The organism is Klebsiella sp. 64, from assembly GCF_018223915.1.
In the GTDB taxonomy this organism is placed as follows: domain Bacteria; phylum Pseudomonadota; class Gammaproteobacteria; order Enterobacterales; family Enterobacteriaceae; genus Klebsiella; species Klebsiella pneumoniae.
Genome location: NZ_JAGRQZ010000020.1, coordinates 38,492 through 51,399, shown reverse-complemented (window position 1 = coordinate 51,399; position 12,908 = coordinate 38,492). Strand labels below are relative to the sequence as shown.

Sequence of the window (12,908 nt, the reverse complement as noted above, 5' to 3'; positions counted from 1 at the left end):
CCTCTCCTTCGAAAAAAGGCTGCGCCCGTCTGGCGCAGCCTGAACGTACTACTCAGCGACCACTTCGATCGATTTAATGAACATATAGCCCCAGTCGCCGGCGAAGCGGCCGAAGTCAATCTGATTGCTCCCGGCTTTAAGCGTCACCGGTATCCGCAGCTGCTGGCCCTGCTCATCCGTCTGCGGGAAGGCCACGGTCTGCGGAGCGCCCCCGTTGACGACAAATGAGTTCTGCTTACCGCCCCATTTGCCGTTGAAGGTTACATTGAGCAGGAACTGACCGCTCCACGGCGCCTGCACCTGCCAGCTGACCTTATCCCCCTCGTTGGCAAATGGGCCGAGGAAGCCGTCCTCGCCAACTGTCAGCGCGTCTTTATCACTCTTCATCACCGTCAGCCGCCCCTCAGCCACGCCATAAACTTCGCCGTGATAACGACAGAAATCCGCTGGCGCTTTCCCCGCCGCCTCGCCCACCGTCACGGTCACGGTTTTGCTGCTTTTCAACAGCCCATCGTCCGCCGTGAACGTCAGCGCATAGGTGCCTGGCGCCGTAAACCAGGCCCGGGTTTGAGCCCGATCGGCATGGCAGAAATGCACCTGGCCATCGCCGGCGTGCTGCCAGCCCACCTTAACCTCTCGCGACGGCAGGCCATCGTCCTGCCAGCTGGCCGTAAGCTCGACGCCCTGGTCCTGCGTGGTGGTTAGGGCCGGTTCCAGCGTGACAACCGGCGGCTGATTCTCCTCGCTATGCTGCACGCTAATCACATTGGAAGGGGCCGAACGACCACTCTCGTTTTTCGCCGTCACCCGGTAGTAATACGTGTGCCCGAGCTGAAGCTGACGATAATCGTCGCGGAACAGAACCATGGTTTCTGGATTCCATTCGTTAACGCCATCGGAGATACCCCGGCCCACCACCGTCCACGGCCCGGTCGGTGAGGCGGCGCGTTCGACATCGTAGCTGCGTCCCACCGCAGCGCCCATCCAGTTGATCGCGAAGGGCGAGGTGGTCTCGCGCAGCAAAGGCGCCTCCGGCTTCGGCAGCGGCGCCATCGTCTGCTGCCCGGCCATCTGCGCCGCGGCGGTGCGCACCAGATCGACCACCGCCTGCTCCTGGTTCGCTTCGCCTTCTTTGGCAAACCCCGGCAGGTGGTAGCTGTAGTGCCCGGTCGACTCCTTATGCCAGTAGAAGCCGCCGTCGTGACGATGGCCGCGGAAGCCCCAGATAAGCCCGCCGGCGGCTTGCGCCCCGTTGACGTCGCTGTGAACAATCGACTGCATAATGGCGTTCAGTTGATCCGCCGGCAGCAGGCCAAACTCGCCGACGAGATAGACTTTTTGTCCGCCGACGGCGCGCAGATCCTGCGTCACCTGCCCGGGATGGTTATTATCGGCATTGGTGTAATAGTGATTGCTGACGATATCCACATTGGGGTCGGTCAACGCAAACGGATTAATTTTCTTATAGGTGCCATCCACAACCAGCTGATGAGGGGCCCACTTTTTAATCCACGCCGCGGTCTGATGCAGGAAATCGGCGTTGGTATCCTCCAGCTCGTTACCGGTTTCCCAGGCCATGATCGCCTTTTCATCATAATAGGCGCGGCCGGTGACAGTATTTGTCCGGGTGATAACCTGGCGGATCACATCCAGATAGGCTTTGAAGGTCTTGCTATCGGTCCGATAAAAGTCTTCCGCTTTTTCATGATAGAACGCCGCCAGCTGCTCGCGCCCGCCCCACCACCACCAGTGGTCGATAAACGGCAGGATCAGACGCAATCCCTGTTTATCCGCTTCGGCAATCATGTTGTCATACACCCGCATGGCTTTCTCATTCAGCCGCGGCATGCCGTCCGCCGTTTCCGGCGCCAGAATATGGGTCTCACGCCCGCAGGCCTTATCAAATTCCTGCTGCACCGACAGCACGTAGACGCGCTGGGCTTTCGCCCCGGTTTGCACCATCGCCTGGATCCAGTTTTGCTGCTCCTGGGCCGTTGGCCATTTAAAGTATTGCCCCCAGCCGCGCGGGTCTGCCCTGCAGGGGCCGCGGGCGTCGTCTTCAATGCGGTGCAGCTCCGGCGCGTGGATCCCGGCGAAACGAAACACCTTGTCGCCGTCCTTGAGGGTGGCGCCGTCGCGAGTGATAAAGTGCGTAAAGTGCGAGCGCTCGGCGGCCAGCGCCCCGCCGGCCCCCAGCGCGGACAGCAGCCCCATCAGCAGCAGGTTTTTCATCGGCTTCATCGTTCTCTCTCCTTAGAACCAGACCTCGGCCTGTACGCCGAAGTTAACGGTATCGGTAGAGCCACTGCGGGAATACCCGCCGGCGGTGATGGTATTGGTATCCCAGTTGTAGTTACCGTCTAATGCATCGGAGACACCTTTATCCCACTTCGCGTAGGTGACGAAGAAGCGCAACTGCGGACGCGCCCAGAAACCGGAGTCAAAGGTCAGCGTTGGCGCAACGGTGACTTTGGTCAGGCCGCCTTTGCCTTTGCCGTTTACTCCTTTGTAGTTTTTGTCATCCAGGTATTCGTAGCCCAGCTCGTACTGCATGGCAAAGTTGCGGGTGATCTGATGATAAGGGCGGATACCAGCGACCCACATCGAGCGTCCCCAGCCATTTTCATCTTCTGTCCACCAGCGGTAGTTTTTATCTTTCTGCCAGAAAGCGAAGGTCGAGATCTCCAGATCGCCCATCGAGGCCACGCTATCCAGCACCACTCGCCAGGACTGGGTGTTTTCCAGGTTGGCCCAGCCCCAGCCGTTTTTACCCAGCGAGTCACCCGCCGCCAGCCCTTTCCCGTACTGCAATGCGAGGCGGGAGTATCCTCCGGTCAGACCATAGAAGCCGTCAAAGTTATAAATACCGGTCACGCCATAGCCCTTCTCGGCGGAAGTCGGATGGTTTTCGTTACGGTTCATGTGGTGGCCGATCAGCTCCAGATCGAAGCCTGTCCCCGCGATCTTTTTCAGCCACAGGTTGAGGGAATAGTCATCCGGGTAGCCCTGATCTCCCTTATCCACCGGGTAGGCTTTGGTTTCATCGGTGGGTGAAAAGGCGTACACCCCGGCGTCGAAGCGGGCGAAGCCGAGATCCATGTTATCGAAGCCGCCGCCGGTGCCGTTGTACTGAATGTACTCCCAGTCGAACTGATGGCTGGAGGTGTTGGAGCTGCTGTAGCGCTTACCGGCCCAGAAGGTCATCTCCGGCGCAAAATCCAGATTGCTCAGCTCGGCGAACCCTTCACGAAACTGTACGTCATGGCCATCGTCATCCTGACAGTTCCAGTCGGAGGTGCATTTCGACTGGTGAGTGAGGTTGGCCTGCACTTTCGCCACCACGCCGCTGTCCGCCGTCAGCGTCACGGTGGGGATCAGTTCGATCTTGGTGTCTTCTTCGTTGCCCAGTCGCCACTTACCGTCCGGCATCAGGCCGACGGAGTCCGCGCGGTTGCCATCGGAGTTCGCCAGGATCCCGGAGCGGATATAGCCATGCAGCGCAAAATCATACTTCGGATCGGCGCAGGCCGGGCTGCTGGCCCCTGCCAGCGAGAGGAGAGCCAGAGGTATTGAGTGTTTCAGCTTTATCATTATTTTTTTCCCACGTTATGTTTGTTAACACGAACCGATAACGGAGGGGAAATTTACGGATCAAAAACGGAAATGTACATCCACTCACGGAAAGCGCTTTCCATAATTGCCTATCTGGTTCACAAAATTAGCTCTGCGGCGAATATATTCGTGAGACTGATCACATAAAATGACAAGAATGCCGCCGGGCGCCGGCAGTGGAGCGGAAGGAGGAGCAGATGAGCAGGTGCCGCCGGGGGATAAGCCGCCGACGGCGAGAGGATCAGCGTTCGGTTTCCGCGAGCTGACGTTCGTACACTTTGAAGAAGGGGCGATAGAGCATCCAGGCGTTAAACATCGCGAACAGGCTCATGCACAAATTTTTCCAGCTGCCGTTCGCCGACCATGCTGCCCCCAGCGGGGAAGGCATCGACCATGGCAGCATCGCCACCGCGCGGTCGAGGATACCCAGCTGAGTTAAATACCATGCGATACAGGCATTTATCAGCGGAACAAAGAGAAACGGCAGTAAAAAAACCGGGTTCATGATCACCGGAAAACCAAACAGTATTGGCTCGTTGATATTAAACAGCGACGGCAGCAGGCCAATCTTGGCCACGCTTTTCAGCTGCCGCGAGCGGCTGCGCATCGCCATCAGCACTAGCGGCAAAGTGGAGCCAATACCGCCGATCAGCAGGTAAAAATCCCAGAACCCCTGCAGATAAATATGCGGCAGCGTTGGCGAACCCGCCGCCAGCGCCTGCTGATTTTCAAACAGATAGGTCATCCAGAAGGGGTTCATGATCCCGGTGATGATCAGCGCGCCGTGGATACCGATAAACCAGAGTAAGTTACAGATAAATAAAGAGATAAGTACCGCCATTAGCGTGTCGGACGCCAGCACCAGCGGCCGCACCGCTTCGCTGATCAACTCCGGTACGATGCGTCCGGTGGTCTGCAGCAGTATGGCATTCATCACGCTTATCGACAGCATCACCACCAGCAGCGGGATCAGCAGTTGAAAGCCATTGCGGGTCATCAGCGGCACTTCATCAGGCAAGCGAATGCACCAGCCTTTTTTGTAGAAAAAGCGAATTATCTCAATGGAATAGGTGCTGGATATCAGGGCGGTAAATATCCCCATACCGCCGAGATAAACATTGCTCACCGCAGTCTCGCGAAAGCCGATAAACAGCAGAAAAGCCAGACACCCGGTTAAACCGCAGAGCCGTTCCGGCAGACGGTACTGCTTGGCGAGACTGGCGCTGGCGCCGAAGGCGACAATCAGCGCCACCAGGCCAATAGTTAGCTGAAAGGTCGGCAGCAGGATAGGCCGCAGCAGCAAATAGACCTGGCCGAAACGCGAGGCGCCGTCGATGGAAACGGGCGGAAACAAAATGGGAACTAACAGGCTGCCAACGATCACAAAGGGCATAGCCAGCGCAAAGCTATCGCGCATCGCCGTAATGTGGTTGTTGCGCGTCAGAACGTTCGCCAGCGGCGCCAGCCGCTGCTCGATGATGTCCACGGCCACATTCATTAACTGAATGTTCATACTCCTACCTTTGCGAATGGTTGTCTCGCCGGGATGATCGCCCACAACACCGGAAAGTGAAAGCCTGCCATAGGTGATCATGGTCACAATTAATAAATCCACAAACGGAAAGCGCTTTCCGTAATGCATCCATTTTGACTATAGTCCGCTCATCCAACCTCATCAGGAGCGGTAATTATGAAAAAAATTATGTTGTGTTGTTCGGCAGGCATGTCCACCAGCCTGCTGATGAAAAAAATGATTGCGGAAGCCGAACAGCGGGGCCTGCCGGTAGAGATCAACGCCTATGGCGTAGCGGAGTTTGCCGAACAGGTCGGCCATTATCAGGTGGTACTGCTGGGGCCGCAGGTGAAATACATGCAGCAGGACCTGCAAAAACAGGCGGATAAATACGGTATCCGCGTCGAACCCATCAATATGATGGACTACGGCATGCAAAAAGGCGCCGCGGTCCTTGATTTCGCCCTTTCCCTTATCGAAAACAAGAACTAAGGAAAGATCATGAGCTCTCTGTACGCTAAACTGATCGACGTGATCGAACGGCAGATCACGCCTATGGCCGGCGCGATCGGCCAGCAAAAATATGTCACCTCGATCCGCGATGGCTTTATCACTGCCCTGCCCTTTATGATCGTCGGCTCGTTCCTGTTGGTGTTTATCTTCCCGCCGTTTTCTCCGGATACGACGTGGGGGTTTGCCCGCGCCTGGCTGCAATTTTCGCTCGATCATCGCGATGCGCTGATGCTGCCGTTCAACTTCAGCATGGGGGTGATGACCCTGTTTATCGCCGTCGGGATCGCCGCCAGCCTCGCCAAACACCATCATCTGGACTCGCTGACCGCCGGGATGCTGTCGCTGATGTCGTTTCTGCTGGTAGCCGCGCCGCTGAAAGATGGCCAGATCTCTACTGCTTACTTCTCCGGTCAGGGGATCTTTACCGCCATTCTGGTGGCCATCTATTCCACCGAGCTGTACGCCTTCCTCAAACGGCATAACATCACCATTCGCCTGCCGCCGGAAGTGCCTGCCGGGGTGGCCCGCTCGTTTGAAATCCTGATCCCGGTGCTGGCGATCATTCTGACGCTGCATCCGCTGAACCTGTTTATCGAAGCCCAGCTGGGGATGATCATTCCGGAAGCGATCATGTCGCTGGTGAAGCCGCTGGTCGCGGCTTCCGATACGCTGCCGGCGATCCTGCTGTCGGTGCTGGTCTGTCAGGTGCTGTGGTTCGCCGGGATCCACGGCGCGCTGATCGTCACCGGGATCATGAACCCGTTCTGGATGGCCAACCTGTCGGTCAATCAGGCGGCCATGGCCGCTGGCACCGCTATCCCGCACATCTATGTCCAGGGCTTCTGGGATCACTATCTGCTGATCGGCGGCGTCGGCTCCACCCTGCCGCTGGCGCTGATGCTGCTGCGCAGCAAGGCCGTGCATCTGCGGACGATCGGCCGGATGGGGGTCGTGCCTGGGGTATTCAATATTAACGAACCGATCCTCTTCGGCGCGCCGATCATCATGAACCCGCTGTTTTTCCTGCCGTTCGTGCTGGTGCCGATGGTGAACGCGACCCTGGCGTACTTCGCGCTGAAGCTGGACCTGGTCAGCCGCGTAGTGTCGATGACGCCGTGGACAACGCCGGCGCCTATCGGCGCCTCGTGGGCGGCGAACTGGAGCTTTAGCCCGGTGATCCTGTGCCTCATTTGTATGGCCACCGCCATGGTGATGTACCTGCCATTTCTCAAAGCTTACGAAAAACAGCTGCTGGCCCAGGAGCGTGAAAACGCCGTCGGCCAGGCTGACAACGCGGCGCAAACCGCTTAACGCTAACGATTCAGAGGATAATCATGGAATTAGAAGAACAGGTGATGGGGATCATCATCAATGCCGGCCAGTCACGTAGCCTGTGCTACGAAGCGCTGCACGCCGCTAAAGCGGGTGATTTCGCCACCGCCGACGCCAAAATGCAGGAAGCGGCGCACTATTCCCGCGAAGCTCACCTTGTACAGACCCAGCTTATCGAAGCTGACGAAGGCGAGGGAAAAACCAAAATGACGCTGGTGATGGTCCATGCTCAGGATCACCTGATGACATCCATTCTGGCGAAAGAGCTGATTGCCGAACTGATTGCGATTTACCGCGCGCAGCCGCTTCACGCCTAGCGCCTTGCCCGGCCAGACGCGCTGGCCGGGCCTGATTCCCCGAGGTCACTATGTTACATCTTGGAATAGATATTGGCGGCACCAAAATGGAAGCCGTACTGCTGGACCCGGCGGGCGAATGCGTCCAGCGCCTGCGCCGGCCGACCCACAAAGAGAGCTATGACGCCTTTATGCGTCAGCTGCTGACCCTGATTGCCGATATTCGCGCGGTCAGCCCGCAGCCGTTCACCCTGGGGATCGGCCTGCCCGGGGCTATCGATCCGCAAAGCGGACGCATTAAAAACTGCAACTGCCTGGTGCTCAACGGTCACGATCTGCGCCGGGATATCATGCAGCAGCTTGGCCAGCCGGTGTGGATGGCAAACGATGCCGACTGCTTCACCCTTTCGGAGGCGGTGGATGGCGCCGGCGCCGGAGCTACCACCGTCTTCGGGGTGATTATCGGTACCGGCTGCGGCGGCGGGATCGCCGTTCATCAACAGCTACTCAGCGGCCCCAACGCTATCGCCGGGGAGTGGGGGCATAATCCGCTGCCGGGCTATACTCCTGAGCGCGATGGCCCGCCGCAGCCCTGCTACTGCGGCAAAACGAACTGCATCGAAAGCTTTCTCTCCGGCACCGGCTTCGCCCGCCGCTATGGGGAACAAGCCCGTGCGGAAGCCATTGTCGCCGCGGCGCAAAACGGCGATCCGCGCGCGCTGGCCCACTGGCGACACTTTATCGATGCCTTTGCCCGCAGCCTGGCGTCGGTGATCAATATTCTCGACCCGCAGGTGATTGTGCTGGGCGGCGGTCTGTCCAACGTCAGCAAGATCTATCGCGATCTGCCTGCCGCCATCGTGCCGTGGATCTTCTCCGACACCTGCCGCACGCAGATCAAACCGGCCCGTTTCGGCGACGCCAGCGGCGTGCGCGGCGCGGCCTGGCTGCCCCGGCTTCCCGGCGCCGCGCAAGGGCAGCGGTAGACACTTTTTTCAGCAGGTATGTTAAGCTAGGCGAAAATGTTCAGACAGAAAAAGCCATGCCAACGATTGATGATGTTTCAAGATTAGCGAATGTCTCAAGAGCGACGGTATCCCGCGTGCTGACCGGCACCCGGGGCGTGCGCGAAGAGAGCCGGGAAGCTGTGCTGCGGGCCGTTGAAGAACTCAACTATCGCCCGAGCTTTGCCGCGCAAAACCTCGCCAGTCAGACATCCAGCCACGTTGGTCTGGTGATTTCCGCGCAGGACGAAAGCCACGGCGCACGTCTGCTGCCGCTGCTCTCTCAGGCGCTGAAAGTGCTGAATAAAAGCCTGCTGGTCCAGTACGTCAGCGACCCGGTAGAGCAGGCGGCGGTAATCGACGATCTGCAGCGCCAGTGCGTGGCGGTGGTGGTGCTGGGCGCCGTTGCCGCCGACGCGCCGCGCAACGTTATCGCCTTTGACCGCTTCGGCGTCGCCGGGAGCAACAGCCAGGGCTATGACTTCGCCTTTGCCACCGAAAGCGCCTGCCGCTATGTGATTGGCAAGGGACACCGCAACATCGCCCTGCTGGTGGACAGCGATAGCGACGATGCCAGCCGTCAGATGCTGGAAGGCTACCGCAACGTCCTGCAGAACTACTCCATTCCTTTTAACCGCCAGCTGGTGCTGACGGCCAACGATGACGTCGAGCAGGCGCTGCTGACCTTAATTAACAGCTTCAGTAAATACTCAGTCATTATCGTTAAACGCGACCGCTACGCGGCTGAGGCGATGCGTCTGCTGCGCGAATTCACCATCGCCGTCCCGCAGGAGGTCTCCCTGCTGAGCCTTGAGGATTCCCCGCTCGCCTCGCTGCTCTACCCGCCGCTGACCTGCATCTCCTGGCCACTGGAGGCGCTGCTGGATAACTGTATTCAGCGTATTCGCAGCCTGATTGACGACCGGCCAACCTTCACCGCCGAGGGCCGCTCGCTGGCTGGCCGCCTGATCCCGCGCCAGTCGGTCGCCGATATCTCTTGATCTTCGCCCGGTTGGCGCCGGGCCAGACTTACCTCCCCTTTTCGCGCTTTCGTTTCCGGGCTCATTATTACCCACGCATGCAAATAAGAATTATTTTCATTTATAAATAGCTTGTGCTATATAACATAGCAATGGCTATAAACGCTGGGAAATTAACCACACCATTGCGAGGGATCCTATGCTACACCTGACACCGCTGAAATCATTGCTGCTGGCCAGCGCGCTGGCTCTGCTGGCCGCGACGCCGGCCTCGGCGCAGGAGAAATTCAGGGTTATCACCACCTTCACGGTTATCGCCGATATGGCGCAGAACGTGGCCGGCGACGCCGCCGACGTGAGCTCCATTACTAAACCGGGCGCGGAGATCCATGATTACCAGCCCACGCCCGGCGATATCAAACGCGCGCAGGGGGCGCAGCTGATCCTCAGCAATGGGCTTAATCTCGAACGGTGGTTTGCCCGTTTTTATCAGCACTTACAGGGCGTTCCGGAGGTGGTGGTCAGCGAGGGGATCCAGCCGATGGGCATCAGCGCGGGTCCCTATAGCGGGAAGCCCAATCCCCATGCCTGGATGTCGGCAGATAACGCCCTGATCTATGTCGATAACATTCGCGATGCGCTGGTGAAGTACGATCCGCCTCACGCCGACACCTATCGCCGTAACGCCGAGGCCTACAAAGAGAAGATCCGTCAGACGATGGCGCCGCTGCAGGCCAGACTGGCGCAGCTGCCGGCGGATAAGCGCTGGCTGGTCACCAGCGAGGGAGCCTTCTCCTATCTGGCCCGCGACTATGGCCTGCGCGAACTGTATCTGTGGCCGATCAATGCCGACCAGCAGGGCACCCCGCAACAGGTGCGCAAGGTTATCGACACCATGAAGAAAGAACGCATCCCGACCATCTTCAGCGAAAGCACCATCTCCGATAAACCGGCGCGTCAGGTGGCGCGGGAAGCCGGGGCCCACTACGGCGGCGTGCTGTATGTCGATTCGCTGAGCGCCGCCGACGGCCCGGTGCCGACCTGGCTCGACCTGCTGCGCGTCACCACCGAAACCATCGTCAACGGTATCCAGGACGGGATGAGGAAGCAGCCATGAATGCAGCGCAAGCGGGACTGTATGTCGACCAGCTCACCGTCACCTGGCGCAACGGCCACACAGCCCTGCGCGACGCCTCGTTCAGCGTGCCGCGCGGCTCCATTGCCGCGCTGGTGGGGGTTAACGGCTCCGGTAAATCCACGCTGTTTAAAGCGCTGATGGGCTTTGTGCGTGTCGGCCACGGCGAGATCGCCATACTCGGCCAGCCGGTCAACCGCGCACTGCGCCAAAACCTGGTCGCCTATGTCCCGCAGTCGGAAGAGGTAGACTGGTCCTTCCCGGTGCTGGTGGAGGATGTGGTGATGATGGGCCGCTACGGCCATATGGGCTGGCTGCGGCGGGCAAAGCCGCGCGATCGCGAAATTGTCGATGCCGCGCTGGCCCGCGTGGGCATGAGCGAGTACCGCCATCGGCAGATTGGCGAGCTCTCCGGCGGGCAGAAAAAGCGCGTCTTTCTTGCCCGCGCCATCGCTCAGCAGGGTCAGGTGATCCTGCTGGATGAGCCTTTCACCGGCGTCGATGTGCAGACCGAAGCGCGGATCATCAGCCTGCTGCGCGAGCTCCGCGATGAGGGCTGTACCATGCTGGTCTCCACCCACAACCTCGGGTCAGTGAGCGAATTTTGTGATTATACGGTGATGGTGAAAGGCACCGTGCTGGCCAGCGGCCCGACAGAAACCACCTTCACTGCCGAGAATCTGGAGCGGGCTTTCAGCGGCGTGCTGCGCCACGTCGCGCTCACAGGCGGGGAAGCGCAGGTTATCACCGATGACGAGCGGCCGTTTATCAGCCGGCGCGCGGCGGGAGGCCCACGATGAGCTGGCTGCTGGAGCCGTTTGGCTATCACTATATGCTCAATGCGATGTGGGTGTCGGCGCTGGTGGGTGGCGTCTGCGCGTTTCTCTCCTGCTACCTGATGCTCAAAGGCTGGTCGCTGATTGGCGACGCCCTCTCCCACTCGATTGTACCCGGCGTCGCCGGGGCCTATATGCTCGGCCTGCCCTTCGCGCTCGGCGCGTTTCTCTCCGGCGGCCTGGCGGCGGGCAGCATGCTGTTTTTGCAGCAGCGCTCGCGGCTAAAAGAGGATGCCATTATCGGGCTGATCTTCTCCTCCTTCTTCGGGATCGGGCTGTTTATGGTGTCGCTGAATCCGACGTCGGTGAATATTCAGACCATCATCCTCGGCAATATTCTGGCCATCGCCCCGGAGGATATTATCCAGCTGGCGGCGATCGGCTTTATCTCAATGGCGATTCTGCTGCTGAAATGGAAAGACCTGATGGTGACCTTCTTTGATGAACACCATGCCCGCTCGATTGGCCTGAACACCCGCGGCCTGAAGCTGCTGTTCTTTACCCTGCTGGCCGCCTGCACCGTGGCGGCGCTGCAGACCGTCGGCGCCTTTCTGGTCATCTGCCTGGTGGTCACTCCCGGGGCTACCGCGTGGTTGTTAACCGATCGCTTCCCGCGCCTGCTGGCTATCGCCGTGGCTATCGGCAGCCTGACCAGTTTCTTCGGCGCCTGGCTCAGCTACTATCTCGACGGCGCCACCGGCGGCATTATCGTGGTCGCGCAAACGCTGCTGTTCCTCATCACCTTTATCTTCGCGCCGAAGCACGGCCTGCTGGCCAGCCGCCGCCGCGCCAGGGAGGCCGCATGCTGAACCTGTTCCTGGCCCCGTTCCAGTTTCCTTTTATGGTCAATGCGATAGCGATATCGATCGTCGTCGCCATTCCCTGCGCGCTGCTGTCGGTGTTTCTGGTGCTCAAAGGCTGGGCGCTGATGGGCGACGCCATGAGCCACGCGGTCTTTCCGGGCGTGGTGCTGGCCTACATTATCGGCATCCCCTTCGCCATCGGCGCGTTTATCGCTGGTCTGCTGTGCGCCGTGACGACCGGTTTTCTCGACGATAACAGCCGACTCAAGCGCGATACCATCATGGGGATTGTCTTCTCCGGCATGTTTGGCGCCGGACTGGTGCTGTACGTAGCGATCCAGTCCGATGTTCATCTCGACCATATCCTGTTCGGCGATATGCTGGGAATATCCCTCCGCGATATTGGGCAAACGACGGCTATCGCACTGGTGATTGCGTTGATTATCGGACTCAAATGGCGGGATTTTTTGCTGCACGCCTTCGATCCAACGCAGGCTAAAGCCAGCGGCCTGCGCGGCGGACTGCTGCACTACGGCCTGCTGTGCATGATCGCCCTGACCATCGTCGCGACGCTGCAGTCGGTGGGGATTATTCTGTCGATTTCGCTGCTGATTGCCCCCGGGGCGATCGCGCTTCTGCTGGTGAGACGCTTTATGCACGCCCTGCTGCTGGCGGTAGCGGTGGCCATCGGCTGCTCGGCGGGAGGGGTGTGGCTGGCGTTTTATCTCGACAGCGCGCCAGCGCCGACTATCGTGGTGCTGTTTACCGCGCTGTTTGTAGTCGCCTTTGTCGCAAGCACGATCCGCGATAGTCAGAAACAGAAAACTTCAGCAATTATCCCCGGTGGCGGCTAACGCCTTGCCGGGGCTACAAGAGCACGACTT

General features: G+C 59.3%; 12 protein-coding genes. 9 read left to right on the top strand and 3 right to left on the bottom strand.

The genetic code is table 11. The features are described 5' to 3' along the window. Positions 1-48 precede the first annotated feature (48 nt). The 3 genes from KHQ23_RS15715 to KHQ23_RS15705 all read right to left on the bottom strand — a co-directional run bounded on the left by KHQ23_RS15715 (position 49) and on the right by KHQ23_RS15705 (position 5,125). Positions 49-2,241, bottom strand: coding sequence for a CBM35 domain-containing protein (locus tag KHQ23_RS15715; protein WP_016947574.1), 2,193 nt, complete (start codon positions 2,239-2,241; stop codon positions 49-51). Between the two features lie 12 nt (positions 2,242-2,253). Continuing rightward, positions 2,254-3,591 (bottom strand): carbohydrate porin, encoded by a 1,338-nt coding sequence (locus KHQ23_RS15710; protein WP_002914972.1) that lies wholly within the window; start codon positions 3,589-3,591, stop codon positions 2,254-2,256. A gap of 262 nt (positions 3,592-3,853) precedes the next feature. Then, positions 3,854-5,125 carry a PTS sugar transporter subunit IIC gene (locus KHQ23_RS15705; protein ID WP_004151052.1) on the bottom strand — a complete coding sequence of 424 codons (1,272 nt, stop codon included), beginning with the start codon at positions 5,123-5,125 and terminating at the stop codon, positions 3,854-3,856. Positions 5,126-5,302: 177 nt separating this feature from the next. Between KHQ23_RS15705 and KHQ23_RS15700 the strand changes: the two genes are divergently transcribed. From KHQ23_RS15700 to KHQ23_RS15660, 9 genes are all read left to right on the top strand, one after another. Next, positions 5,303-5,617, top strand: a complete 315-nt coding sequence (locus KHQ23_RS15700; protein ID WP_002914979.1) for a PTS sugar transporter subunit IIB — start codon at positions 5,303-5,305, stop codon at positions 5,615-5,617. A gap of 9 nt (positions 5,618-5,626) precedes the next feature. Beyond that, positions 5,627-6,949: a PTS cellobiose transporter subunit IIC gene (locus KHQ23_RS15695; protein ID WP_002914981.1), complete on the top strand. Its 1,323-nt coding sequence runs from the start codon at positions 5,627-5,629 to the stop codon at positions 6,947-6,949. 23 nt (positions 6,950-6,972) lie between these two features. Continuing rightward, positions 6,973-7,287 carry a PTS lactose/cellobiose transporter subunit IIA gene (locus KHQ23_RS15690; RefSeq protein ID WP_002914983.1) on the top strand — a complete coding sequence of 105 codons (315 nt, stop codon included), beginning with the start codon at positions 6,973-6,975 and terminating at the stop codon, positions 7,285-7,287. A 50-nt stretch (positions 7,288-7,337) separates the two neighbouring features. Further along, positions 7,338-8,252 carry an ROK family protein gene (locus KHQ23_RS15685; RefSeq protein ID WP_032434970.1) on the top strand — a complete coding sequence of 305 codons (915 nt, stop codon included), beginning with the start codon at positions 7,338-7,340 and terminating at the stop codon, positions 8,250-8,252. Between the two features lie 56 nt (positions 8,253-8,308). Further along, a complete protein-coding gene (locus KHQ23_RS15680; protein WP_015958879.1) occupies positions 8,309-9,271 on the top strand; it encodes a LacI family DNA-binding transcriptional regulator in 963 nt (320 codons plus the stop codon). Between the two features lie 178 nt (positions 9,272-9,449). Beyond that, positions 9,450-10,367, top strand: coding sequence for a metal ABC transporter substrate-binding protein (locus tag KHQ23_RS15675; protein ID WP_004890185.1), 918 nt, complete (start codon positions 9,450-9,452; stop codon positions 10,365-10,367). Next, positions 10,364-11,185, top strand: a complete 822-nt coding sequence (locus tag KHQ23_RS15670; RefSeq protein WP_009485519.1) for a manganese/iron ABC transporter ATP-binding protein — start codon at positions 10,364-10,366, stop codon at positions 11,183-11,185. The genes KHQ23_RS15675 and KHQ23_RS15670 overlap by 4 nt, the downstream gene beginning before the upstream one ends. Then, entirely contained in the window at positions 11,182-12,030 is an 849-nt protein-coding gene (gene sitC, locus KHQ23_RS15665; RefSeq protein WP_004145794.1) for an iron/manganese ABC transporter permease subunit SitC, read from the top strand. Before KHQ23_RS15670 ends, sitC begins: the two co-directional genes overlap by 4 nt. Further along, a complete protein-coding gene (locus KHQ23_RS15660) occupies positions 12,024-12,878 on the top strand; it encodes a metal ABC transporter permease (RefSeq protein WP_032434972.1) in 855 nt (284 codons plus the stop codon). The genes sitC and KHQ23_RS15660 overlap by 7 nt, the downstream gene beginning before the upstream one ends. The last annotated feature ends 30 nt before the right edge of the window (positions 12,879-12,908 follow it).